We start from the raw sequence: 22797 nt of genomic DNA, 5'->3' as shown, positions 1-22797 counted from the left end.
CGGTGTCCCAGGTCCTTCCGCGCCCGCTCAGGCCGGGAGGATGCCGCACTCACGAGCGGACTTGATGAATGCCTCTGCTGCGAAGTCGATGTCCTGCGGCGTGTGCCGCGCGGTCACCGCGATCCGCAGCCGTGCCAGGTCGTTGGGGACCGCGGGGGTGACCACCGGGATGCCGATGACGCCATTCTTGCGGCAGGCGGTGGCGAGGTCGTACGCCGCGTCGTCGGAACCGGCGATCAGCGGGAGTACGGCGGTCTCGCTGTCCTGGGTGCGCAGCCCTCCGGCGTTGATGAGGGACCGCAGCCGTGCGGACTCGCGCTGGATGTGTGTGACCCGCTCGGGCTCGCGCTGCAGGATGCGCAGCGACTCCAGGGCGGCCGCGGTCTGGGCGGGCGCCAGGGCGGCGGAGAACAGGAACGGGCGGGCCGCGTAGCGCAGATGGCCGATCAGCTCGGCGGGGCCCGCCACCCAGCCGCCCATGGACGGGATGGCCTTGGACAGTGTGCCGAGCTTGATGTCGACCTTCACACGGTGGTCGAAGTGCTCCTCGATCCCGTGTCCGGTGGCGCCGATGACGCCCAGTGCATGCGCCTCGTCGACCATGAGGAGCGCGTTGTGCTCGTCGCACACTTTGCGCAGTTCGGGAAGCGGGGCGATGTCGCCGTCCATCGAGTAGACGCTGTCGACGACGACGAGGCGGACCCCGTCCGGAGAGGCCGCGGCGAGGCGCCGGTCGAGGTGGTCGACGTCGTTGTGCCGGAACCGGGTGACGGTGGCACCGGACAGGCGGCAGCCGTCGACGATGGAGGCGTGGTCGTACTTGTCGATGAAGACGGTGTCGCCGGCGCCGACGATCCCGCCGACGGTGCCGACGTTGGCGGCGTACCCGGAGCCGAAGACCATGGCGGTCTCGCGGTCCGCGAACCGGGCGACCTCGGCCTCCAGTTCCTCGTGCAGCGGGATGGACCCGGCCAGTGCCCGCACTCCGTGGTTCCCGGTGCCGTACAGATCGACGGCGGCCTTGGCGGCGGCGACCACCCGCTCGTCACCGGCCAGGCCCAGGTAGCTGTAGCCGGACATCATCAGCAGCCGGCGCCCGTCGAGGTCGGCGTAGGCGGTGTCCCGCTCGACCGTGTAGGCGACAAAGCTGTTGCGGCGGTCGGGCACCGGCTCCAGCGCCTGTACGCGTCTGAGCGTGGCGTCCAGTTTCGGCGCGAGGCGTTCCCAACCTCCGGATGCGTTCACTTGAGTCTCCTCAGCCATTTCGGCGCTCCTGTATTCCTGGGAAATTTCTACGTCGCGTTCCGCAAGACGGACGCAACACGAGACTCAGAGCTTCTGTTTGCATTCCGCCGGCCCTCTCGGGATTCGCTTGAAAATCCCTTGAGGGCACGCGGAGAGCCGCAGGACAGGTGGCCTGTTGCACCATGGAACTTGGGCTTCCATTCATTCCGGCCGGTATGTTCCCGGCCGTGATTGACAGGCGTCGAACGCCCCTGCGAAGGTCACGTCGACATCACGGGGAATGGCGAGAAGTAGACGGCGCGACGCGGAAGCAGTTTCCGTATTCCCCGCTCGGTTCCTGATCCGCGTTGGGGGAGTTTCGACGTGTTGATACGACTCGTAGGGCTTGTCACCATCGAGCACGAGGGAGAGGCGCCGCGGCATCTGTCGAGCGCGCAGGCCCAGGTCACCTTCACCCGGCTCGTCCTGGAGCGCTCCGCCGGCACCAGCCGCGACCAGCTCGCGGACACGCTCTGGCCGCAGGGCCTACCCGACACGTGGGCGTCCGCGCTGCGCAGTGTCGTCAGCCGGGTGCGCACCTTCGTCACCAGCGATGACCAGAAACCCGGCGGGACCCCGCTGATCGCGCAGAGCGGGCGCTATCTGCTGCACCTGCCCGGTGACGCGGTGACCGATCTGGAAGCCGCGGAGGCGGCGGTGTCGGAGGCCCGCCAGGCCTGCCGGGACCGTGCTCACGCGGTGGCCCAGCAGCTCGCGACCGGTGCGGTCGCCAATCTGCGTGGCTCATTCCTGCCCGCCCACGAGGGTGAGTGGGTGAACACGACGCGCGAACGTATCGATGAACTGCGCCTGACCGCGCTGGAGCTGGCGAGCGTTTCGGCCGCCGCCCTGGGCAACGGGCACCACGCCTTGCGGTACGCGGACGAGGCGGTACGCCGGGCTCCGTTCCGGGAGAGCGCGCACCGCTGCCAGATGGCGGCGCACGCGGCCGCCGGCAACCGGGCGGACGCTCTGCGCGTCTACCACCAGCTGCGGGAGCTGCTCTCGGACGAGCTCGGCATCGAACCCGCCCCGCGCACCCAGTGCCTCTATCTCGACCTGCTGCGCGAGCCGGGCCCGCAGGGGCTGCCCGCACCCGATCCGGCCGCGGAGGAAGCTGCCGCAGCGGTGGATCCGCTGATGATGGCGGCCTTCCAGGTGCTGCGGCCGCCGGCGGCATAAGAACTGCGAGGCGCCGGGCGGGGCTTGTACGGAATACTCGAATTCATTCCGTACAGGCCCCGCCCGGCGCCTCTTTCCTGTGGTGCGGTACACCCGTTTTCCCTCGTTTCCGGTTTTCCCCTCTTCCCATGTTCAGAGGAAGAGGGGAAAGCCCGCAGCGGGTCGCCGAAGAGGGGGCTCCGGCGGGCCGCTGCGGGCCGGTTCAGGTGATGGACACGCCGCTGTCGATACTGATGACCTGACCGGTCATGCAGTCCTGTTCCAGGAACAGGCCCGCACTGCGGGCGACTTCCTCCACCGTCACGAAACGGGGCACGGGCGCCTTCGACTCCATCGAATCCTTCACATGGCCGGGGAGACTCTGCGTCATTCCCGTGATCATGAAGCCGGGTGAGAGCGCGTTGACCGTCACCCCGCGCCGCCCGCACTCGGCGGCCAGCGTGCGGGTGAAGCCGATCAGACCGGCCTTGGATGCGGAGTACGCCGTCTGTCCTGCGGTGGCGATCAGACCTGAGGGCGACACCACATTGATGACCCTCCCCCACCGCATGCGCAGCATGTGCGGGACGCATGCCCGTGCCGTGTGGAACGATCCGATCAGATTCGTCTGGATCACCGCGGCCCAGTCCTCGGGCTTCTGCATCGCCATCACCTGGTCGCGGCGGATGGCGCCGTTGTTGACGAGGACGTCGACGGGGCCGAGCTCGGCGGCTATCTGCTCGTACATCGCTGTCACCGCCTCGTACGACCCGACGTCACCGCTCACCAGGGCGGATTCGCCTGTGAGCTTGTCCTGGACGGCGCGCGCCGCGTCCCTGGAGCTGTTGTAGTGGACGGCCACCTTGCAGCCGAGCGCGTCCAGTTCCAGCGCCAGAGCCTGACCGAGCCCGCCGGACGCTCCCGTCACCAGGGCGACGGGGTGCTCGGGCCGGATGCCCGCGGGTTTCCCGCTGTTGCTCATCTTGTCCCTCCGCGCCATTTCAGGAGCATCGACCCCCAGGTCATGCCGGCGCCGAAACCGGCCAGCAGAACCAGGTCGCCCTCCTTGATGCGGCCCTCGTCCAGGGCCTCGGTCAGTGCGATCGGGATCGACGCGGATGCCGTGTTCCCGTACTTGTGCAGATTGGCCACCAGCGCTTCGGGCCGCAGCCCGGTGTGGCCCAGGATCGAGTTGATGATGCGGATATTGGCCTGGTGCGGGATGACGTGCTGCACGTCGGCCGCCTCGACCTTGGCGTCGCGCAGCGTCTCCCGCACCGTGCGGACCGTGTACCGCACGGCGTTGAGGTAGATCTCGTTGCCATTGATCTGGGCATAGTGCAGACCCTGGCGCACCGTCTCCTCGGTGGTCGGCATCCGGCTTCCGCCGGCCAGGACCTTGAGACTGCCGGTGCAGTTGCCGTCCGCGCCGAGGTTCCAGGCAAGGACCTGGCTGTCGGCGGCCGGTTCGAGTACGACCGCGCCCGCGCCGTCCCCGACCAGGATCGACAGATCCCGGTCGGCGGGGTTGGCGGTGAGGGTGTGGGTGTCCGAACCGATGAGCAGGATGGGCCTCGGGTCGATGGCGATCAGCGCCATCGCGGACACGAGCCCGTAGACGAAGCCCGCGCACTCCGAGTTGACGTCGTGCGCGCTGCCGGCGATGCCCAGTTCGTGGTGGACGAACGCGGACGTCGCCGGCGAGGGCTGCTCCGGAGTGGCGGTGGCGACGATCAGGTGTGCGATGTCGCCGCCGCTCAGGCCTGCCTTCGCGAGTGCGCGCCGGCCGGCCTCGACCGCCAGGGAGGCTGTCGACTGACCCGGCCCGACGGCGCGCCGTTCACTGATCCCGCACCGGCTGGTGATCCAGTGCTCGTCGACGCCGAACCGCTCGGCCAGCTCGGTGCTGGTGACCACGCGTTCGGGGACGGACATTCCCCACCCTGTGATGTCGAAGCCGTTCATGCGCGGCCTGCTCAGGCCTGCGCCGGCACGAGCGCCAGGATGCGCTCGTAGACGGTACGCAGTGTCGTGGTGTCGTCGAGGTCGGCGAAGAGCGACTCGTCGGCCGGGATGTCCGGGTACGTGTTCTGGAAGCCGTACAGCCACTCCATCAGGTCCAGCGAGTCCACGTCCGGGATGTGTTGCAGCGGGTGGTCCGGGTCGACCTTCTGTGCGCCCGACACGGTCTCCAGCTGGCTCGCCAGTTCTTCGATAGTGGGCAGAGACATGAGGTGGGTCCTTCCTCCGCAGGGCTTGGGGCTTTTCGAGATGCATGGAACCTCTCGTCGCGCAATCGGCGCGCAACAGCGGCCGCCTGCCCTCGTCTTGCACATCTCTTGCGAGCCGGGGGGTTTTCTCGTCTCGCGCCGGGCCTGTCGTTGAACTCCCGTCGCCGCCTGCGGGCGGCTACGGGAGTTACGGCGGCCGGCCCGGCATCAGGCAGGACGTCAAGTGTCGTGAATGAAACGGGAGTTGAGGACGAGGATGACCACGGTCACAAAGCAGTCGGTCCCCGAGGTCGAGGCGATCAGGCACCACTACGAGGTGAGCAACGACTTCTACCGCCTCCTGCTGGGCCCGACGATGATGTACTCCGGCGGCTACTGGGAGGAGGACGAGGGGCTGACCGATGCCCTCGACGAGGCCCAGGAGCGCAAGCTGGACAAGTTCGCCGAGCTGGCCGGGGCGGCGGGCGCCCGCCGCGTCCTGGATGTCGGCTGCGGCTGGGGCACCATGCTCAACCGCCTCACCACCGTGCACGGTGTCGAGCAGGCCGTCGGCCTGACGCTCAGCCGTACGCAGGAGCAGTTCATCGCCGGCCTGGACAATCCGAGGATCACCACACGTGTGGAGAGCTGGGAGGACCACACCACCGACGACCCGTACGACGCGGCGTTCTGCATCAACGCCCTGGAGCACTTCGTCTCCTCGACGCTGGCGCCGCGCGAGCGCACCAAGAAGTACCGGGTCTTCTTCCAGAAGGTCGGCGCGTCCCTCAAGCCGGGTGCCCGCTTCGTGCTGCACACGATGACCGCCGAGGCGCTTCCGATGAACCGGCAGCTGCTCGACGACCTGAAGTTCCTGCAGCGCTCGGAGTTCGAGAACTGCCACATCCCGCACCTGCACGAGCTCACACAGGCCGCCGAGGGGCTGTTCGACGTGGTCGAGGTCGTCAACGAGCGCGAGTCGTTCGCGGTCGCCTGCCGCGCCTGGCTCCAGCTGCTCGCCGAGCGCCGCGACGAGGCCGTCGCCCTGGAGGGCGAGGAGGTCGTGGCCCGTTTCGAGCGCTATCTCGACATCTTCGCGTACACGCTCGAGGACAAGTTCTTCAACAACTTCCGCGTCACCATCGCGCGCCGCTAGGAGGCTGACGTGACAAGCATTCTCGAACCGGCCCGCAGCGACGGGAGCACCCGGCCGGCCGGTGCGGGCAACGGCGGCGGGCCGGGGCGGCACCTGCGGGTGGCCGTCATCGGCAGCGGTTTCTCCGGCCTCGGTATGGCCATCCAGCTGCTGAACAAGGGCGTCGAGGACTTCCTCGTATTCGAGCGGGCCGACGAGGTGGGCGGCACCTGGCGGGACAACTCCTACCCGGGCGCGGCCTGTGACGTGATGTCGCACCTGTACTCGTTCTCGTTCGCGCAGAACCCGCACTGGAAGTCCACGTTCGGCAAGCAGGACGAGCTGTACGCGTATCTGCGCGACACCGCCGACCGGTTCGGGGTGCGCCCGCACATCCGCTTCGGCCACGAGATGCTCGCGGCCCGCTGGGACGGCACGGCACGGCGTTGGCACATCGAGACATCCCAGGGCGACTACACCGCCCAGGTCCTGGTCAGCGGCACCGGCTACCTCAGTGAGGCGGCGGTCCCCGACATCCCCGGGCTCGCGGACTTCGAGGGCACGGTCTTCCACTCCTCGCGCTGGCGGCACGACCACGACCTGGCAGGCCGCAACGTCGCGGTGATCGGCACGGGCGCCTCCGCCATCCAGTTCGTCCCGAAGATCCAGCCCACGGTGGGCCGGCTCGACCTCTACCAGCGCACTCCGGCGTGGATCGGCCCGAAGAACGACAAGCCGACGAGCCCGCTGCAGACGAGACTTCTGCAAGGCGTCCCCGGCTACCAGAACTTCCGGCGCAACTTCAACATGTGGGGCCGGGAGATCCTCGCCTTCGTGATGAAGCGGCCCAAGGTCGCCGGGAAGATGCAGAAGATGGCCAGCGACCACCTCAGGAAATCGGTCGCCGACGAGACACTGCGCGCCAGGCTCACCCCCGACTACGTGATGGCGTGCAAACGCCTGCTGTTCTCCAACGCGTGGTACCCGGCGATCCAGCAGCCCAACGTGGACCTGGTCACCGACCCCATCGCGCGAGTGAAGCCCCACTCGGTCGTCACGGCGGACGGCACCGAGCGCGAGATCGACACGATCGTCCTGGGGACCGGCTTCAAGGCCACCGACCGTCCCGTCGCCGGGCGCATCACGGGTAGCGATGGCCGGCTGCTGCGCGACGTGTGGCGCGAGCAGGGGATGGCGGCGCACCGCGGCACCACCGTCGCGGGCTTCCCCAACCTGTTCCTGCTGCTCGGCCCCAACACCACGCTCGGGCACTCCTCCCAGGTCGTGATGATCGAGGCGCAGATCGGATATGTCCTGGACGCGTTGAAGGTCATGGACAAAAAGGGCCTGGCCTCGGTGGAGGTTCGAGGGCCGGTCCAGGACGACTGGAACAAACGGCTTCAGGCGCGGCTCGATGGCACCGTGTGGAACGCAGGCAACTGCAAGAGCTGGTACCTCGACGAGCACGGGCGCAACCCGTCGATCTGGCCGACGTACACCTGGCGTTTCCGTCGCCACACGAAGCGCTTCGATCCTTCCGAGTACCGGCTCGCCACCAGCGTAGGCGCCGGCCTGCCGGCCCTGAACCGCACGTAACGGACAGGAGACAAGCGAATGAGAAGCAGCACCTCCATCACGCGGCGCAGCGTCCTCGGGGGCATAGCGGCCGCCACTGTCATCGGCTGGAGCTCCGCGCACCAGTCCTGGGCACGGGAAGCGGACGACTTCGCGGCCACGGCGGCGGCGCTACCGGCCCTGGACGGCACGCTTGTGACGGCGGCGGACGCCACCGCCCCGTTCAACCACGACTTCGGGCGCATGGTGCCCGGGGCGTGCTGGGGGGTGCTGCGTCCCGGTTCCGTGCAGGACATCGTCAAGATGGTCAACTACGCCCGGACCAACAAGCTGAAGATCGCGATGAACGGCCGCGGCGGGCAGAGCGGAGACGAGGAGTCCCACTCCTGCTACGGACAGGCCCAGGTGCCCAAGGGCGGGATCGCGATCGACGCACGCGCCCTGGCGAAGATCGTCAGCATCGGCACGGCCAGTGCCGTGGTGGAGGCGGGAGTCACCTGGGCCCAGCTCACCGACGCGGCGCTCGCCAAGGGCCTGACCCCGCCCGCGCTCACCGACTATCTGCACCTGTCGGTGGGCGGCACGCTCAGCATGGGCGGCATCGGTGCCACGGTGCACCGGTTCGGGCTGCAGGTCGACACCGTCAAGTCCATCGACATCGTGACCGGCAACGGCGACCTGCTCACCGCGACGCCCTCCCAGCACGCGGATCTGTTCAACGCGGCGCTGGGCGGCGGCGGTCAGGTGGGCATCATCGTGCGTGCCACCCTCGCTCTCGTCCCCGCACCGCAGAAGACGACGGTCTTCACTCTCTACTACCGTGACGTGTCGACGTACCTCGCCGACGCCGAGAAGCTCATGTCCGAGAAGCGCTTCCAGGGCCAGGCGGGCGAGATCGCGCTCACCCCCGACGGGACCGGCTGGTGGTACCAGCTGGAGGCCACGGCCTACTGGTCGGGCACCACCGCACCGGACCGGGCCAAGCTCCTGGCGGATCTGCGTGACGAGCGGGCGTCGGCAACCATTGAGGACTTCTCCTACCGCGACTGCGTGTTCAGCACCGACAACGACGAGACATGGCTCAAGGAGAACGGTTTCTGGGACCAGCCCAAACCGTGGCTCAGTCTGTTCGTGCCGGCGTCCAAGGCCAAGGCGTTCGCCGCGACGCTGACAGCGGAGCTGACCGCGTCCGACCTGGGCGGGGGCTTCCTCCTCTTCTATCCGTATCCGACGTCCAAGCTGACCCGCCCACTGGCGGTGCAGCCGAAGGAGCCGACCGCGTACCTGTGTGATCTGCTGCGCTTCCCCGCGCCGGGCGCGGACTCCCAGGCGATGCTGGAGCAGAACCGGCGGCTGTACGACAAGGCGGTCGCCCTGGGCGCCAAGCGGTACCTGGTCGGCGCCATTCCGCGGATGACCCGGGCGGACTGGCAGACCCACTTCGGTTCCCGCTGGGACGGCTTCGTCGCGGCGAAGCGCTGCTACGACCCGGCGGGCATCCTCACCCCCGGCCAGGGTTTCTTCGGCTGAACCCGGCCCGCACCGGGCCGTGGCCGAAGACCCCTGCCCGGCCATCCGACATCCGATTAGGAGAACCGGCATGACAGGTTACGACTTGATCGACGAAGCGGTCGTGGACGCTCCGCCCCAGGCGGTGTGGGAGGCGCTGATCGCCGAGTTCCGCGGCGCCGCCCGATGGTGGGTGCCTGCCAACACGTTCGCCGTCGTCCGCGGTGCGCCGGACGAGGTGGGTGGCGAGGTCGCGGTCACCGTCCACACCAAGGGAGTCGACAAAGGGGGCCCGAAAATCCGGTTCACTTCGCGGACCCGTGCGGTCGAGCCCGGCCGGCTGCTGTCGGTCGACTATGTCGAGGGGGTCTTCCGCGGAACCAGCGACTTCGTCGTCGAGCCCCTCCAGGGCGGCCGCACCAGGGTCGGCATGCACTTCGTGGGCCGGCCCCACGGCTGGCTGAAGCTGCTCGCGAAGGTCGCCGACATCGGCGCAGAGCACTCCACGGGCACCAGCGAGGCGTTCGTGCGCCTGGGCCGGATCCTCGCCGAGGAGTCCGCCGGGGCGGGGCGGCCCGCCGCCGGGGACCGTCACTTGGAGGGCAGCGCCCGATGACGACGGTGGCTGCCGCCCCGGCGACCGAGACCCTGGTGCCCACGGACGACGGGGCGCTGCTCGCCGCGTCCGTCCTGGCGCCGCTCGCCCCGGCAACCGGCACGACGGTGCTGCTCGCGCACGGCTGGGGCGCCTCCCGCCGGGTGTGGAGCACGGTGGGCGACCGGCTGATCCGGGCCGGCCACCGGGTGGTCACCTACGACCAGCGGGGCCACGGCGCCTCCACTCAGGGCCGCGAGCCGTTCGGAATCGCCCGGCTCGGGGCCGACCTCGCCGCGGTGCTCGACCACGTGGCGGCGCCCGGCGCGCTCGTCGTCGGCCACTCCGGCGGCGGTTTCGCTGCGTTGTCGTACGCCTCGTCGGGTGCCGGTCCCTCGGGAGGGCCCGGTGGGCTGGTGCTGCTCGGCACGGCCGCGCACGATCAGGACACGCCGGACAGTGAGGTCCGCATGATGGGCAGCGCCCTGTTCCAGCGGGTGGTCTCCCGGCCGTCGCTCGGCCGCAAACTGCTGGGCCAGAACATGCTCGGCCCACACGCCGGCCGGCAGCTGCGCGAAGTGAACCGGCAGATGTTCGCGGCCACGGCTCCCGCAGTGCGCGCCCAGGCGTTCCGCTCATCGCGCGGCATGGACCTGCGTGAGGCACTGGTCTCGGTGACCGCACCCGCGGTGGTGCTGGCAGGCTCCCGCGACAAGGTGATCCCGCCCCGCCTGGGCCGTGTCGTGGCCCAGGCCCTGCCCCGGGCCCACTTCGAGGAGCTGCCCGGTGCGGGGCACATGCTGCCGCTGGAGGCGCCTGAGGCGGTGGTGAGCGCGGTGCACGAACTGACGCAGGGCCGTATGTAGGGTACGGCCGTCACCGAGGGGTATGAGGGCGGCCCGCCACCTGGTCAGGTGGCGGGCCGCCCTCATACCCCTCGGTGTTCCCGTGCGTTGGCCCGGTGCCCCATCGGGCCCGCTCACGGCAAGCCGGGCGGCGTCCGGAGCGCACCTGTGGTGCTGCCGGTATGCGGAGGTGGGCGCCTGCCCTTCGTGCGGGGGATGTCCGAAGGGCAGGCGCCGTTCAGGGGCGGGCCCGCAGGGCCAGGGCTCGGCCCAGGCAGGCCAGCGCCGCCGTGCAGGCCAGGGTGCGGGCTGCGTTGGCCGGCGTCCATCTGGTGCGGAACTCCTCGCGGAGCAGGGCGAGTTCGCCACCGGAGGTGTTCGTCGCGAGGCGGGCGAGCTGCCGGTTGAGGGGGATGTTGACCTTCACGGTGACGGCCACGGCCACCGAGTACAGGGCGAGGGCAGCCCAGGCCCACCGGGCGGCCTGCGCCGGGCCGTGGCGGTGCAGGCTGATGCCGGATGCCCCGGTGGCCAGGAACGCGCCGAAGAAGACCATGCCGAACAGGCCGTTCTCGATGGCGTCGTTGATGTGCCCCATGGTCGTGGCGAAAGCGATGTCGTCGGCGTGTTCCAGACCCGGCATGACGGAAACATCGAAAGCGAAGTACAGGCCCGCGCTCAGCCCCATGGCGATCGTGGCGGCGTACAGCGGCAGGTCGGCGCGGCCGTCGGGCCGGGCCGCTTGCGGTGCGAGCTGCCCGGCGGGGGGCTGAGCGGTCATCGCTTCTCCTTGGGTCTCTGTGCGGGCACGGTGCGGGCGACGACCGGGGCGAGCAGCCGTTCGTAACGCCGGCGCAGTACGGTCCGCCCCAGCAGGCGCACCGGTGGCGGGATGCTCGCCGCGACGTGCGCGGCGGCCCCGGGGTCGGCCCCGTCGAACATCCAGGGCTGCAGATGGCCCAGGACGCGAGGGGGTGCGGTGCGCAGGAGCCGTCGCTCCAGGGCGAGGTAGCGCTGTTCCCCGAGCTGTGTGAAGGCCGGGAAGACGATGTGCTCCTCGGTGGCGAGGTGGCGCTGGAGTATGTCGGTGAAGGCGTCGGCTGCGGGTACGAGGGCGGCGCCCGCGGCGCCGGATGCCAGGGCGGCGCCGATGGTGTCCATCGCCTCGTCCAGGCGGGCGTGGTCGCCGTCGAGCGCGTCAGCGGCGACCGCGAACGACGGTACGGAGCGCCGCAGTTCGGGCCACAGGATCTCGTCCTCGCTGTGGTGGTGCCAGTCGATCACACCGCGCAGTGCGTGCCACCACGCGCCGATCCCGTCGGGGCGGGCGAAGTGTGTCGCGCGCGCGACGGCAGCCAGCCGGCCGGCGTCGCGGCGCATGGCGATGTGCATCAGGGCGAACCCGTGGAAGTGGCCGGGCAGCGTCACGAGACGCTCGCTCGACATGGGTTCGGCTGCGGTCATGGTGGCGACTCCTCACGGGGCCAGGGAGCGGGCAGAAAAGCGCAGGGTGTACGGCGGCGGGACGTACGGGCGCGGGGCGGGCCACTGCGCCGTACGCCCCGCGGCCGCGGGTCCCGTCCGGGACGGGTCAGACGTTCCAGACGCCGGTGGCTGCGGCATCCCTGGCGAAGTCCGCGAAGTCCTTGGGCTTGCGGCCGGTGGCCTCCTCGACACCGTGCACGAGGTGGGCGTTGCGGCCGTCGAGGATCAGCCCGAACAGGTCGGCGAACTCGACGGGAAGCCCGTTCTCCTCGAGGGAGGCGCGGTACTCGTCGACGCCGACGGGGATGTACGTGATGGTGCGGCCGGTCGCTTTGGAGAGCTCCTGCGCGATGTCGTTGAAGCTGAGCAGGCGCGGCCCGGACAGCTCGTACGTCCTGCCGATGTGCTTGTCGTCGGTGAGCGCCGCGACGGCGACGTCCGCGATGTCGTCGGCGTCGACGAACGGTTCCACCGCGTCCCCGGTCGGCAGCACGATCTCGCCGCCGATGACCAGGTCGTGGAAGAAGCTCTCGCTGAAGTTCTGGTTGAACCAGCTGGCGCGTACGACGGTCCAGTCCGCGCCGGACTCCTTGACCTTGTTCTCGCTGATCACGGCACCTTCCTCGCCGCGCCCCGACAGCAGCACCAGGCGGCGCGCCCCCTTGGCGACGGCGGCCTTGGCGAACTCGCCGACAGTATCGGCGGCTCCCGGGAAGGCGAGGTCGGGGTAGTAGGTGATGTAGACGGCGCCGACGCCCTCGAGCGCGGCGTCCCACGTGGTGGAGTCCTCCCAGACGAAGGGGGGCGTGCCGGAGCGGGATCCGATGCGCACGGGGAGTCCCTGGGCGGAGAGCCGCTCGGCGACCCTCCGTCCGGTCTTGCCCGTGCCGCCGATCACCAGGGTCGTGTTGGTCATGGTCGTCCCGTCTGTCGTGGCGTGGTGCGGGTGGTCCGCGTCATGTGTGTGCTGGGCTGCTCATGGGAATGGGAAACCGGGCGGGGCTCGTTGGCCGGTCCGGTGGCCCGGTCGTCACCGGCAGCGTAGGCAGCTGCCCGCCGTCGCAGTCATGCTTCCGGCCCGCCCTCTAGCCGTCCTTGAGCACAGCGACGGGATCCGGCCAGCATGCGTGGAACGGCCGGCCCGGTGCTCAGTAGCGGTAGTGGTCGGACTTGTACGGGCCCCCGACCTCGACACCGATGTAGGCGGCCTGCTCGGGACGGAGCGTCGTCAGCTTCACACCCAGAGCGTCCAGGTGCAGACGGGCGACCTTCTCGTCCAGGTGCTTGGGCAGCACATACACGTCGGTCGGGTACTCCGCGGGCTTGGTGAACAGCTCGATCTGGGCCAGCGTCTGGTCCGCGAACGAGTTCGACATCACGAACGACGGGTGACCCGTCGCGTTGCCCAGGTTCAGCAGCCGCCCCTCGGACAGCACGATCAGGACCTTGCCGTCGGCGAACGTCCAGGTGTGCACCTGCGGCTTGACCTCGTCCCGCACCACACCCGGGATCCTGGCCAGGCCGGCCATGTCGATCTCGTTGTCGAAGTGACCGATGTTCCCCACGATGGCCTGGTGCTTCATCTTGGCCATGTCGGCGGCCATGATGATGTCCTTGTTGCCCGTCGTGGTCACGAAGATGTCCGCGACGGAGACCACGTCGTCCAGCGTCGACACCTGGAAACCGTCCATCGCCGCCTGCAGCGCACAGATCGGGTCGATCTCGGTGATGATCACGCGGGCGCCCTGGCCCCGGAGCGACTCCGCGCAGCCCTTGCCGACATCGCCGTAACCGCAGACGACCGCGACCTTGCCGCCGATCAGGACATCGGTGGCACGGTTGATGCCGTCGATCAGCGAGTGACGGCAGCCGTACTTGTTGTCGAACTTCGACTTGGTGACCGCGTCGTTGACGTTGATCGCCGGGAACAGGAGGGTGCCGTCACGGTGCATCTCGTACAGCCGGTGCACACCCGTCGTCGTCTCCTCGGTGACACCGCGGATCTCGGACGACAGCTGCGTCCACTTCTGCGGGTTCTCCCCCAGGGTGCGGTTGAGGAGCTTCAGGATGTAGCTGTACTCCTCACTGTCCGCGGTCGCCGGGTCCGGAGCGGCGCCGGCCTTCTCGAACTCCACACCCTTGTGCAGCAGGAGCGTGGCGTCACCGCCGTCGTCAAGGATCATGTTCGGGCCGCCGGTCGGGGTGTTCGGCCAGGTCAGCGCCTGCTCCGTGCACCACCAGTACTCCTCCAGGCTCTCGCCCTTCCACGCGAAGACCGGCACCCCGGCCGGGGCCTCCGCAGTGCCCTTGGGGCCGACAGCAATAGCCGCGGCCGCATGGTCCTGAGTGGAGAAGATGTTGCAGGACGCCCAGCGGACCTGCGCACCGAGAGCAACCAGAGTCTCGATCAGCACAGCCGTCTGCACGGTCATGTGCAGCGAACCGGTGACCCGGGCGCCGGCGAGCGGCTGCGCCGCGGCGTACTCCTTACGGATCGACATCAGACCGGGCATCTCATGCTCGGCCAGCGTGATCTCCTTACGCCCGAATGGTGCGAGGGAGAGATCGGCGACCTTGAAGTCGGTGGACTCAGCTGGCATGAAGGCTCCTTGAGCTCAGTACGTTGCGGTGGATGTCCAGAGCCGCGGTGGAACGGTTCAGGGTGATGTAGTGCAGTCCGGGGGCGCCCTCGGCGAGGAGCCGGTCCGCCATCTCGGTGGCGTACTCGACCCCGATGCGGTAGGCGTCACCGGGCCGTTCGCGTGCCGCTTCGAGGCGGTGGGCCAGAGCCTCGGGGAAGGCCGCGTCGCAGAGCTCGGCGAAGCGGCGGATCTGGCGGACGTCGGTGGCCGGCATGATCTCCGGGATGAGCGGCGTCGCGCAGCCCGCGGCCGCCACCTTGTCGCGCAGCCGCAGGTAGTCCTCGACGTGGAAGAACATCTGGGTGATCGCGTAGTCCGCGCCCGCACGGCACTTGGCCACGAAGTGGCGGATGTCGCTGTCCCAGTCCCGCGAGCGCGGGTGCTTCTCCGGGAACGCCGCCACCCCGATGGTGAACTCGCCCAGGGAACGTACCAGTTCGACCAGTTGGCAGGCGTAGGTGAAGCCGTCCGGATGCGACCGCCAGGGCCCCTTGGGGGCGCCGGGCGGATCGCCGCGCAGTACGAGGACGTCCCGTACTCCGGCGTCCGCGTACTGGCCGATGATGTGGCGCAGTTCGGCCACCGAGTGCCCGACGGCGGTCAGGTGCGCGACCGGGCGCAGCGTCGTCTGGGACACCAGGCGTTTGGTGACCTCGACGGTGCGCTCGCGTGAGGAGCCGCCCGCCCCGTAGGTCACGGACACGAAGTCGGGGGCGAGCGGTTCGATGCGGCGGATGGCACGCCACAGGCTCTGCTCGCCCTGGGCGGTCCTGGGCGGGAAGAACTCGAAGGAGAACGTCGGCGGCATCGTGCGCGTCATCGGCCGCCGCCCGCGGGGCCGGTGGTGACGTGCGGTTCGCAGCCGCCGTCGTCCGCAGTGTTCAGCCCTTCCCGGGAGCGGCACGGGAGGCAGCGACGGGTGACGGCATCGCGGAGGTCGCTGCTCCGGCGGGGCCGGTGCTGACCGGTCACAGGCCCGCGGCGGCCTTGAGCCGCTCAGCGCGGTCGGTGCGCTCCCAGGTGAAGTCGGCTGTCTCCCGCCCGAAGTGCCCGTAGGCCGCGGTCTGCCGGTAGATCGGGCGCAGCAGGTCGAGATCGCGGATGATCGCCGCCGGGCGCAGGTCGAACACGTCCCGGACGGCGCTTTCGATGCGTTCCTGTGCCACCGCGCCGGTGCCGAACGTCTCCACGAAGAGGCCCACCGGCTCCGCTTTGCCGATGGCGTAGGCGACCTGTACCTCGCAGCGCTCCGCGAGTCCTGCCGCCACCACGTTCTTCGCGACCCAGCGCATCGCGTATGCCGCGCTGCGGTCCACCTTGGAGGGGTCCTTGCCGGAGAACGCGCCGCCTCCGTGGCGGGCGTAGCCTCCGTAGGTGTCGATGATGATCTTCCGGCCGGTCAGTCCCGCGTCACCCATCGGTCCGCCGATCTCGAAGCGTCCCGTCGGGTTGACCAGCAACCGGTAGCCGTCCGTGTCCAGTTTGATCCCGGCGTCCGCGAGTTCGCCCAGGACGTGCTCCACCACGTGCTCGCGGATGTCCGGTGCGAGCAGGCCCTCCAGGTCGATGTCCGCGGCGTGCTGGGAGGAGAGGACGACGGTGTCCAGACGTACCGGCCTGCTGCCCAGGTACTCGATCGTCACCTGTGTCTTGCCGTCGGGCCGCAGGTAGGGGAGGGTGCCGTCGGTGCGTACTTGGGACAGCCGGTGCGCCAGCCGGTGGGCGAGTTCGATCGGCAGCGGCATCAGGTTCGGCGTCTCGTTGCACGCGTAGCCGAACATCAGGCCCTGGTCGCCTGCTCCCTGGCGGTCGAGTTCGTCGGACTCGGAGCCCTCGACGCGCTTCTCGTAGGCTGTGTCGACGCCGCGGGCGATGTCCGGGGACTGCGCGCCGATGGACACCGACACTCCGCACGACTGCCCGTCGAAGCCCTTGGCCGACGCGTCGTAGCCGATGTCCAGGATCGTTTTGCGCACGATGCCCGGCACGTCGGCGTACGCGGATGTGGTCACTTCCCCCGCGATGTGCACCTGCCCGGTCGTGATGAGGGTCTCGACCGCCACCCGGGAGGCGGGGTCCTGGGTGAGCAGCGCGTCCAGGATCGCGTCGCTGATCTGGTCGGCGATCTTGTCGGGGTGTCCCTCGGTCACGGACTCCGAGGTGAACAGACGTGTCGTCATGACTCTCCTGAGGTGTGAGGTGGGGCTGTTGGCGGGGGCGGTCACCGGGTGCGGCGGGCCACCGCTTGAAGGATCCGGGCGAAGGCCGCGGCCGGGGACGCGGTTGCGGTGATGACCACTGCGGGCGGGCGGCCGCCGGTGGCCGCCAGGGCCTGTGCGATCTCGTACGCCGTCTGCCCTCCGCCGCAGAACGCGCCGAGCACGACGGGTCCTTCGATGCCGGTGAGCGTGCGCAGTGCGGGCTGTCCTGCCGGTGGCGGGCGCAGCAGGACGACGGCTTCGGGTCCTTCGTAGGCGTATGCGACCCGGGTGAGGGAGGAGAGCGGTGTGCCCGGTGCCCGGACGAGACAGACGGTGCCCACGCCGGGCCGTGCGGCGGGGCGCAGCTGGGCCGGCGGGGAGCGGTGGGCGGGGCCGGGCCCGCGGGGGGCGCCGGGTGGTGTGCGGCCCGGTGCGGGGGGCAGTCCGATGAGGTCGCCGACGGTCGTGGACGGGGTGGCTGTGTGCGGGAGTTCACGCAGCGCTGCGGCGGTGTACGTGAGGAGGTCCTGGGCGTCGGCGAGCGGGGTCCCGGCGCAGGAGGCGGTGAGCACGATGCCTCCTGCGTCGTCGCGGTGGGCGACGAGCGTGAGGGGGAACGCCGTGCGGACGCCGAGCGTCTCGGGCGCGCTGACCCGGATGCCCATCGCCGCCAGGCCCGGTGTCAGGTCCGCGGGCGGGTGCGGCCGGTACTCGAAGACGACGAGGGTGCCGGTGCGGGCGGGGTTGCGCGACGGCGGGCCCGCGGCCCCCGGCCGGGTCCAGGACCGGATGCGGCCCTGCGGAACCCATTCGTAGGCCGCCAGGTCCAGTGCCTGGTCGCGCAGGCCGGCCAGGAGTGCGGTGAGGGGCGCGGCCGGGTCGACGGCGGCGGTCACCGGTAGCGGGTTGCGCAGCGCCGACGGGAGCCGTTCGATGCCGTCGAGGAGGACGCCGCGGCCGGACACGGTAGTGCTGAAGCGGATCGAGGAGGGGCCGGACCGGGCGCTGGCCCGGTACAGGGCCAGCGCCCACACGGCGTGCAGTGCGCTGCTCTCCGGGCAGCCGCGGCCGGCGGCCCAGGCGCGGAGCCGCTCGCTCTGGCCGGGGGTGAGGCGGGCGCGGACCTGGCCGGTACTCTCGTGCGGGCCTGCGCCGGGCGCGGGTTCCGTCGCGGGCCCCGGGGGCGCCGCCTGCCAGAACTCCTTTGCCGGAGCCGGGTCCTGGGCGGCGAGCCAGCGCGCGTAGTCGCGGAGATCGGGCCGCCGTTCGCCGCCGGACAGTGTGCCGTCCGCCAGATAGGCACGGTAGAACTCGTGCAGCAGGAGGCGCACGCTCCAGTCGTCGAGCAGGGCGGGGTGGAAGCTGAGCAGTACCAGGGCCGACAGCGCTGTTTCCGGGCCGCCGTCGGGGCCGTCCAGGACGGTGACGCGCAGCGGCCCCCCTCTGCGCGGGTCGAGGCCGCGGCGCCGGTCGGCCTCGGTCAGCGCGGACCAGTGCACGCTGCCGTGCGGGAAGCGGAGTATCTCGGGCCCGGTGTGGTCGTGGCACACGATCCACGGCTGCGGGCCGTCCTCGAAGGCGGCCCGCAGCACGCTCTCGTGCGCGGCGACCGACTGCCAGGCGGTGGTGAAGCGTCCCGGGTCGAGCGGGCCGCGCCAGGTGAGTGCGAGCTGCTCGCAGGCGCCCTCGGTGCCGGGATGTGCGTCGGCGTCAGTGAGCAGCTCGCGTTGCAGCCCGGTCGGTTCGATGCGTGTCACGGGCCCGGGGCCGGTGGGTTCGACGGTCAGCAGGTCCGCGAGGAGCCCGGTGGGGAAGGGGTCATGGCCGGTGTGCCCGCCTCCGGGGGGCGTCAGGCGCAGGGTGTGGTGTCCGGGCCCGGCACGCCGCAGCCGCGGGTGCCGGTTCCGGCCGGGGCGGGCGGTCAGCCGGTCCAGTCGGTCCAGGGCGGCCTCGATACGGTGCGGGTCGAGGGAGCCGCGCAGTTCCAGGGCGGGCGGTGCGGCCGAGCCCTGGCGTGCGAGGTCCACGACGACGGTCAGCGGTCCGCCGGGGGCGGCCTCTGCGGGCGTGGGGTGCGAGGAGTGGTCGGTGGTCATCGTCGTACGGGGTTCGCGCAGGCCCGCGGCCTGGGTGGCCGTGGCGTGCCTGCGGGTGGAGAACCCCCTGCCTCCCCTCTCTCGACGCGTGCGGAACGAGTGTGCGCGGTGTGCCCACGCGGCCCTGATACGGGGCTGACACGGTGGTGGTCCGGCGGTCGTGCGGCACAGGGGTCCGGCGGCGGGCCGGGAGGGAGGTGAGCGCTCTCGTACGCTAACCGGGTGTGCCGCGGCATGCCCGGTTGCTCCAGCGGGTCTCGACGAGGGCTCGAGGGCAGGGATGTCATGGTCAGTCGAGTAGTTCGGTGACCGCGCCCAGGAAGCCCTCGTCGAGCATGGTGCGCGCCGCGGTGTCGCGTGAGGTGGCCAGGCCCGCGTCGTGGCAGGCGGCGCTCAGCACGTAGCGCCCCAGGATGTGGTGGGTGGCGAACGCCCACTCGCTGTGGGCGGCGGGCCGGCCGTCCGGGGCAAGCAGTTCGCTGCCGTCGGCCGTGAAGCCGAACTCCGTGAAGTCCAGCCTGAGTCCCTGGCCGAGCGCCTTCGTGTAGGCCTCTTTCAAGGTCCACAGGCGCAGCAGCCGTGCAGCGCGCTCCCGCTCGGGGAGCCGTTGGAGCCGGGTGTTCTCGGCGGAGGTCAGGACGTGGCTCTGCAGCAGGTCGTACGACATGGGCCGGCCGGCGGGTTCGACGTCGACGCCGATCCGTCCGTTGCGGCTGATGCCGACGGCGATCACGTCGTCGGTGTGGGTCAGGCTCACGTCGATCTGGTCGAGGCCGCGCAGGTAGGGGCGTCCGCCGATCTTGTACGCGAGGTCGAGTTCGGCCGGTTCGGTGCGCAGGGCTGCGGCCGCCGTGTATTTGGTGGCGAGCCGTGAGGCGAGGAACCGGTAGCGGATCGTGGGGTCCTGGGTGCGCCGGTAGCGCTGCCAGTCGCGGCCGAGCAGTGAGCGCAGTGCGGGGTCGCAGACGGCAGCTGCCAGCCACTCGCCCCAGGTGGTGTGAACGACGGCGTTGCCGTGGCGGTCCATGGCTTCGCGTACCCGCTGCCAGGGTGCGTGCGGGCCCGCGGCGTGGAGCGGCGTGCTGATGCGCCCGGCGCCGGGAAGTGCGGTGGTCGTCATGACCTCGCCTTCCTGGCGCGCGTTGCGGTACCCCCGTTGGCGGGTCACGGTGCGTACGCGAGCGCGTCGAGGTCATAGCTGCGGCCCTCCCGGTGCCGGCGCAGCAGTTCGTCCAGGACCGTGTCCTGGACGCCGTCGGGCAGTTGGGGCACCGGGATGCCGAGGCGTTCACCGGTTCTGGTGAGGGCGAGCACGGCCCATGCGGGGTCGCTGAGGAACGGGTCGGTGCCGTCCTGGCTCTCCCAGATTCCAAGGACGGCGGCGGCGCCGGCGACTCGGGCGTAGCGGTCGCTGAGGCGGACGACGGCCGGGTCGTTGAGCGCCGGCGCGCCGGCGGGGATACGGCGGCACTGTTCACGCAGGGCGCGCAGTTCGGTGGCGAACGTCTCGGCGAGCGCGGAGAGCGCGGCGAGGTGTGTGCCGGGGCCGCGCAGCGCCTGGAGACGGTCCGCGCCCGCGACGAGATAGGCGGCCATGAAGTCACCGCCGCCCGCGATGGCGAGCAGCCCGTAGTCCAGGTCGGGGAGTTCGGCCCCGGCGGCGAAGAGCTGCGGCGGGGGTTCCGGCTCGGCGAACCAGGACCGCTCGGCGAGGCCGCGCAGTTGCGGCACCAGAACGGCCTGACAGGAGGCGCTGCCCGCGTGGCCGAGGCCGGCGACGGGCAGGTCGCGCATGAGCTTGTGGAGCGCCCCGTACTCGGGGTTCGCGTGGTCGTGACCGCGTGCGCCCAGGACGGTGGCGAGCTCCTCCAGGTTCTCCCGCAGCAGGTCCGGGACCACGTATTTGACGGCGGCGGCCAGGACGTGGGCGCTCGCGGGCAGCAGGCTCAGGGCGCGCAGCACCACCGTGGCCATGGCGTCGCAGGCGAGGAGGTCGGCGAAGACCCCGGTGAGGGGCTTGTGCCAGCGTTTGGCGACGTGTGTGGCGCGGCCCTGGGCCGCGGCACGCACCGCGGAGTGCAGTACGGTGCCGGCGGCCGCGGTGACGACCCCGCAGATCAGGCTCCGGTTCACCTGGAAGGCGCGCAGGGCGAGCCCGACGCCGTCGCCGGGGCGGCCGACCAGGGCGTGTGCGGGCACGGGGCAGTCGGTGAACTCCAGGCCGGAGAAGAGTGCCCCACGCATCCCGGACATCTGCACTCGGGGCAGGTGGCGCAGGTGCGCCGTGTCCTGGCGGGCTGGGTCCAGGAGCAGCACGGAGTGGCTGCGGGGTCCGCGGGCCGGCTCGGTGCGGGCGTAGAGGACCTGCAGGCCGGCCCGGCGTGCGTTGATGATGACGTCCTTGCGGCCGCCGACCCGGTACCCGCCCGGTGCCGAGCGGGCGGTGAACTCGTGGCGCAGGATGGCGTTGGCGTGGGCGAGTTCGTGGTGCAGGATCGTGGCCCGGCCGCCGTCGAGCAGCAGGCCGGCCAGCTCCCGGCGCTGACGTGCGTCGCCCTGTGCCCACACGGCGCCCGCGGCGAACAGCGAGATGATCCCGTGGCCGAAGCCGAGCGCCACATCCCGCCGGAAGACGGGGCGCAGGGCGCGCGCGAGGAGGTCGGCGCGGGTGAGGCGGCCGCCGAGGGGGGCGGGTACGAACTCGGCGCCGAGACCCTCCTCGGTGAGCAGGGCCTCGGTCTCGGCGGGCGGGGTGCACCGGGCGTCGGCGGCGAACAGGGCGCTGAGGCCGTGCGGGTTGGCGGGGTCGTAGGGGTCGCCGAGCCGCGCCTCCAGCCGCTGTGCGCGGATCAGGGCGTCCGCCTCGGCGCGGCCGCGGGTGGCGCTGGGGCGCCCGGGGGTCTCGGCGGTGGTGGTCATGGCGGTGGCGTTCGCCTCCCTGCTCTACGGGGCGTCGGGTACGGGAATCTGGTGTGCCGGGCCCGTGCGTCGACCCTGCGGGCGCCCGGTCGGGGCCCGGTGGAGCGCGGGTCGGGAAACGGCCCGGGGCCGCCTGAGGACCCTTGACACTGTCCCTGGGCGCGGGTCACAGCCTGTGGATCGCCGACTCGGCGTGCTGTGCCGCGCGTTGGAGTGTGGCGGTGGAGTTGCGGCCGAGTGCCTCGCGGATGTGGCGGCGGGCCGATTTCAGGTCGGCGCCGGGACCCAGGATCCGCTCGATGGCCTCCTCGCGCAGGACGACGCTGTGCTGCGAGAGGACCGTCACTCCTGTCGCGTCAGGCACCACGGACCATTCGCCGGCGTGCGCCTCCATCAGTGCGGGCGTGGCGGTCTGTTTGTAGACGATGCGTCCTGCGTGGGGGAAGCAGACCCGGACCGACTCGGTGGTGTGCGTGCTGCCGTCGCCGGTCACGGTGTCCATGGACATGACCTGGACGCCCGGGGTGGTCTCGCTCAGGTCGAGCCGCGAGACGTGCGGGAGGAGTCCGGGCCAGTCGCCCGCGCGGTAGAGGAAGTCGTAGACCAGTTCGGCCGGGCCGTTGACGCGTACCGAGTCCTCGAAGGACAGCACGAGTTCGTCCAGACGTGTCCAGCGTTCGGCGAGATGCTGGAGATTGGCCAGCTCGGCACCGGAGTTGGTGTCACAGGCGCGTTCCACCCACAGCACGTCGTCGTGGCGGTCGGCGGCCACGGTGAAGGCGTGCAGCAGGGTCAGCCGGCTGGTGTTGCCGGGGCGTTCCTCGACGGCCCAGGTGCCGTCCATCGTCTGGACCGGTGCGTGCGGCCGGGTCTGGCGGAACGTGATGCGGCGCTGCTGCGGGTCCTGAATCCGCTCGGAGATCCAGGAACGCACCTCTGCGCCAGCGGTCGCCCACATCCGCAGCCGCTCGTTGCGGCCGTCGAACTCCAGGCGCTCCACGTGGACGTTCGGCGGGAAGAACAGCGGCCAGCGCACGGCGTCCGCGATCAGCCCGTAGACGACGCCCGGCGGGGCGTCGATGTCGACACAGTGCCGCGTACGGTGGATTCGCTCGTCTGACACCACACATACCTCTTTCT

20 protein-coding genes are annotated in these 22797 nt (G+C 70.8%); 6 read left to right on the top strand and 14 right to left on the bottom strand.

Features of this window, described 5'->3' with window-relative positions; genetic code table 11:
- Positions 1 to 27 precede the first annotated feature (27 nt).
- Positions 28 to 1245 (bottom strand): aminotransferase class I/II-fold pyridoxal phosphate-dependent enzyme, encoded by a 1218-nt coding sequence (locus tag OG584_RS34380; RefSeq protein WP_405783714.1) that lies wholly within the window; start codon positions 1243 to 1245, stop codon positions 28 to 30.
- 363 nt (positions 1246 to 1608) lie between these two features.
- On the opposite strand from OG584_RS34380, the gene OG584_RS34375 reads away from it, so the two are divergent.
- Positions 1609 to 2466, top strand: coding sequence for a BTAD domain-containing putative transcriptional regulator (locus OG584_RS34375; protein ID WP_405783712.1), 858 nt, complete (start codon positions 1609 to 1611; stop codon positions 2464 to 2466).
- Positions 2467 to 2668: 202 nt separating this feature from the next.
- Here OG584_RS34375 and OG584_RS34370 read toward each other — a convergent pair whose 3' ends face one another.
- From OG584_RS34370 to OG584_RS34360, 3 genes are read right to left on the bottom strand one after another with little or no spacing between them, the layout of a single operon-like run.
- Positions 2669 to 3427 (bottom strand): 3-oxoacyl-ACP reductase family protein, encoded by a 759-nt coding sequence (locus OG584_RS34370; RefSeq protein ID WP_405783710.1) that lies wholly within the window; start codon positions 3425 to 3427, stop codon positions 2669 to 2671.
- On the bottom strand, positions 3424 to 4410 hold the full coding sequence (locus OG584_RS34365; RefSeq protein ID WP_405783708.1) for a 3-oxoacyl-ACP synthase III family protein: 987 nt from the start codon (positions 4408 to 4410) through the stop codon (positions 3424 to 3426). Before OG584_RS34365 ends, OG584_RS34370 begins: the two co-directional genes overlap by 4 nt.
- Positions 4411 to 4421: 11 nt before the next feature.
- Positions 4422 to 4676 carry a hypothetical protein gene (locus OG584_RS34360; protein WP_405783706.1) on the bottom strand — a complete coding sequence of 85 codons (255 nt, stop codon included), beginning with the start codon at positions 4674 to 4676 and terminating at the stop codon, positions 4422 to 4424.
- A gap of 256 nt (positions 4677 to 4932) precedes the next feature.
- Between OG584_RS34360 and OG584_RS34355 the strand changes: the two genes are divergently transcribed.
- The 5 genes from OG584_RS34355 to OG584_RS34335 all read left to right on the top strand — a co-directional run bounded on the left by OG584_RS34355 (position 4933) and on the right by OG584_RS34335 (position 10335).
- On the top strand, positions 4933 to 5811 hold the full coding sequence (locus OG584_RS34355; RefSeq protein WP_405783704.1) for a class I SAM-dependent methyltransferase: 879 nt from the start codon (positions 4933 to 4935) through the stop codon (positions 5809 to 5811).
- 9 nt (positions 5812 to 5820) lie between these two features.
- Positions 5821 to 7386, top strand: a complete 1566-nt coding sequence (locus OG584_RS34350; RefSeq protein WP_405783702.1) for a flavin-containing monooxygenase — start codon at positions 5821 to 5823, stop codon at positions 7384 to 7386.
- A gap of 18 nt (positions 7387 to 7404) precedes the next feature.
- The gene (locus OG584_RS34345) at positions 7405 to 8895 is read left to right on the top strand and encodes an FAD-binding protein (protein ID WP_405783701.1); all 1491 of its coding nucleotides are present in this window, start codon (positions 7405 to 7407) and stop codon (positions 8893 to 8895) included.
- Positions 8896 to 8965: 70 nt separating this feature from the next.
- Positions 8966 to 9490 carry an SRPBCC family protein gene (locus OG584_RS34340; protein WP_405783699.1) on the top strand — a complete coding sequence of 175 codons (525 nt, stop codon included), beginning with the start codon at positions 8966 to 8968 and terminating at the stop codon, positions 9488 to 9490.
- Complete coding sequence (locus tag OG584_RS34335; RefSeq protein WP_405783697.1) at positions 9487 to 10335, top strand: alpha/beta fold hydrolase; 849 nt, start codon at positions 9487 to 9489, stop codon at positions 10333 to 10335. The genes OG584_RS34340 and OG584_RS34335 overlap by 4 nt, the downstream gene beginning before the upstream one ends.
- A 217-nt stretch (positions 10336 to 10552) precedes the next feature.
- On the opposite strand, the gene OG584_RS34330 is transcribed toward OG584_RS34335, so the two are convergent.
- The 10 genes from OG584_RS34330 to OG584_RS34285 form a co-directional block, all read right to left on the bottom strand.
- Entirely contained in the window at positions 10553 to 11095 is a 543-nt protein-coding gene (locus tag OG584_RS34330) for a DUF1772 domain-containing protein (RefSeq protein WP_405783695.1), read from the bottom strand.
- A complete protein-coding gene (locus tag OG584_RS34325; RefSeq protein WP_405783693.1) occupies positions 11092 to 11778 on the bottom strand; it encodes a hemerythrin domain-containing protein in 687 nt (228 codons plus the stop codon). The genes OG584_RS34330 and OG584_RS34325 overlap by 4 nt, the downstream gene beginning before the upstream one ends.
- 127 nt (positions 11779 to 11905) lie before the next feature.
- Positions 11906 to 12715 (bottom strand): NmrA family NAD(P)-binding protein, encoded by an 810-nt coding sequence (locus OG584_RS34320; protein ID WP_405783691.1) that lies wholly within the window; start codon positions 12713 to 12715, stop codon positions 11906 to 11908.
- Between the two features lie 232 nt (positions 12716 to 12947).
- Positions 12948 to 14399 (bottom strand): adenosylhomocysteinase, encoded by a 1452-nt coding sequence (gene ahcY / locus OG584_RS34315; RefSeq protein ID WP_405783689.1) that lies wholly within the window; start codon positions 14397 to 14399, stop codon positions 12948 to 12950.
- The gene (gene metF, locus OG584_RS34310) at positions 14389 to 15261 is read right to left on the bottom strand and encodes a methylenetetrahydrofolate reductase [NAD(P)H] (RefSeq protein WP_405783687.1); all 873 of its coding nucleotides are present in this window, start codon (positions 15259 to 15261) and stop codon (positions 14389 to 14391) included. Before metF ends, ahcY begins: the two co-directional genes overlap by 11 nt.
- Before the next feature lie 148 nt (positions 15262 to 15409).
- Entirely contained in the window at positions 15410 to 16621 is a 1212-nt protein-coding gene (gene metK, locus OG584_RS34305) for a methionine adenosyltransferase (RefSeq protein ID WP_405783686.1), read from the bottom strand.
- A 41-nt stretch (positions 16622 to 16662) separates the two neighbouring features.
- The gene (locus OG584_RS34300; protein WP_405783684.1) at positions 16663 to 18738 is read right to left on the bottom strand and encodes a condensation domain-containing protein; all 2076 of its coding nucleotides are present in this window, start codon (positions 18736 to 18738) and stop codon (positions 16663 to 16665) included.
- Between the two features lie 289 nt (positions 18739 to 19027).
- Positions 19028 to 19858 (bottom strand): 4'-phosphopantetheinyl transferase family protein, encoded by an 831-nt coding sequence (locus OG584_RS34295; protein ID WP_405783682.1) that lies wholly within the window; start codon positions 19856 to 19858, stop codon positions 19028 to 19030.
- 44 nt (positions 19859 to 19902) lie between these two features.
- Positions 19903 to 21657: an acyl-CoA dehydrogenase gene (locus OG584_RS34290; RefSeq protein ID WP_405783680.1), complete on the bottom strand. Its 1755-nt coding sequence runs from the start codon at positions 21655 to 21657 to the stop codon at positions 19903 to 19905.
- A 166-nt stretch (positions 21658 to 21823) separates the two neighbouring features.
- The gene (locus OG584_RS34285) at positions 21824 to 22780 is read right to left on the bottom strand and encodes an aromatase/cyclase (RefSeq protein WP_405783679.1); all 957 of its coding nucleotides are present in this window, start codon (positions 22778 to 22780) and stop codon (positions 21824 to 21826) included.
- Positions 22781 to 22797 lie beyond the last annotated feature (17 nt).

It is taken from the genome of Streptomyces sp. NBC_00859 (assembly GCF_045161865.1).
Lineage (GTDB): Bacteria > Actinomycetota > Actinomycetes > Streptomycetales > Streptomycetaceae > Streptomyces.
This window is presented reverse-complemented; position numbering and strand designations above follow the sequence as displayed.

Bases quoted from the DNA above. Each gene is read 5' to 3' on its own strand.
- metK (WP_405783686.1), bottom strand. From the start codon at position 16,621: ATGACGACACGTCTGTTCACCTCGGAGTCCGTGACCGAGGGACACCCC.
- ahcY (WP_405783689.1), bottom strand. From the start codon at position 14,399: ATGCCAGCTGAGTCCACCGACTTCAAGGTCGCCGATCTCTCCCTCGCA.
- OG584_RS34325 (WP_405783693.1), bottom strand. From the start codon at position 11,778: ATGACCGCAGCCGAACCCATGTCGAGCGAGCGTCTCGTGACGCTGCCC.
- OG584_RS34295 (WP_405783682.1), bottom strand. From the start codon at position 19,858: ATGACGACCACCGCACTTCCCGGCGCCGGGCGCATCAGCACGCCGCTC.
- OG584_RS34345 (WP_405783701.1), top strand. From the start codon at position 7,405: ATGAGAAGCAGCACCTCCATCACGCGGCGCAGCGTCCTCGGGGGCATA.
- OG584_RS34360 (WP_405783706.1), bottom strand. From the start codon at position 4,676: ATGTCTCTGCCCACTATCGAAGAACTGGCGAGCCAGCTGGAGACCGTG.
- OG584_RS34365 (WP_405783708.1), bottom strand. From the start codon at position 4,410: ATGAACGGCTTCGACATCACAGGGTGGGGAATGTCCGTCCCCGAACGC.
- OG584_RS34355 (WP_405783704.1), top strand. From the start codon at position 4,933: ATGACCACGGTCACAAAGCAGTCGGTCCCCGAGGTCGAGGCGATCAGG.
- OG584_RS34290 (WP_405783680.1), bottom strand. From the start codon at position 21,657: ATGACCACCACCGCCGAGACCCCCGGGCGCCCCAGCGCCACCCGCGGC.
- OG584_RS34300 (WP_405783684.1), bottom strand. From the start codon at position 18,738: ATGACCACCGACCACTCCTCGCACCCCACGCCCGCAGAGGCCGCCCCC.
- OG584_RS34335 (WP_405783697.1), top strand. From the start codon at position 9,487: ATGACGACGGTGGCTGCCGCCCCGGCGACCGAGACCCTGGTGCCCACG.
- OG584_RS34320 (WP_405783691.1), bottom strand. From the start codon at position 12,715: ATGACCAACACGACCCTGGTGATCGGCGGCACGGGCAAGACCGGACGG.
- OG584_RS34340 (WP_405783699.1), top strand. From the start codon at position 8,966: ATGACAGGTTACGACTTGATCGACGAAGCGGTCGTGGACGCTCCGCCC.
- OG584_RS34370 (WP_405783710.1), bottom strand. From the start codon at position 3,427: ATGAGCAACAGCGGGAAACCCGCGGGCATCCGGCCCGAGCACCCCGTC.
- metF (WP_405783687.1), bottom strand. From the start codon at position 15,261: ATGACGCGCACGATGCCGCCGACGTTCTCCTTCGAGTTCTTCCCGCCC.
- OG584_RS34330 (WP_405783695.1), bottom strand. From the start codon at position 11,095: ATGACCGCTCAGCCCCCCGCCGGGCAGCTCGCACCGCAAGCGGCCCGG.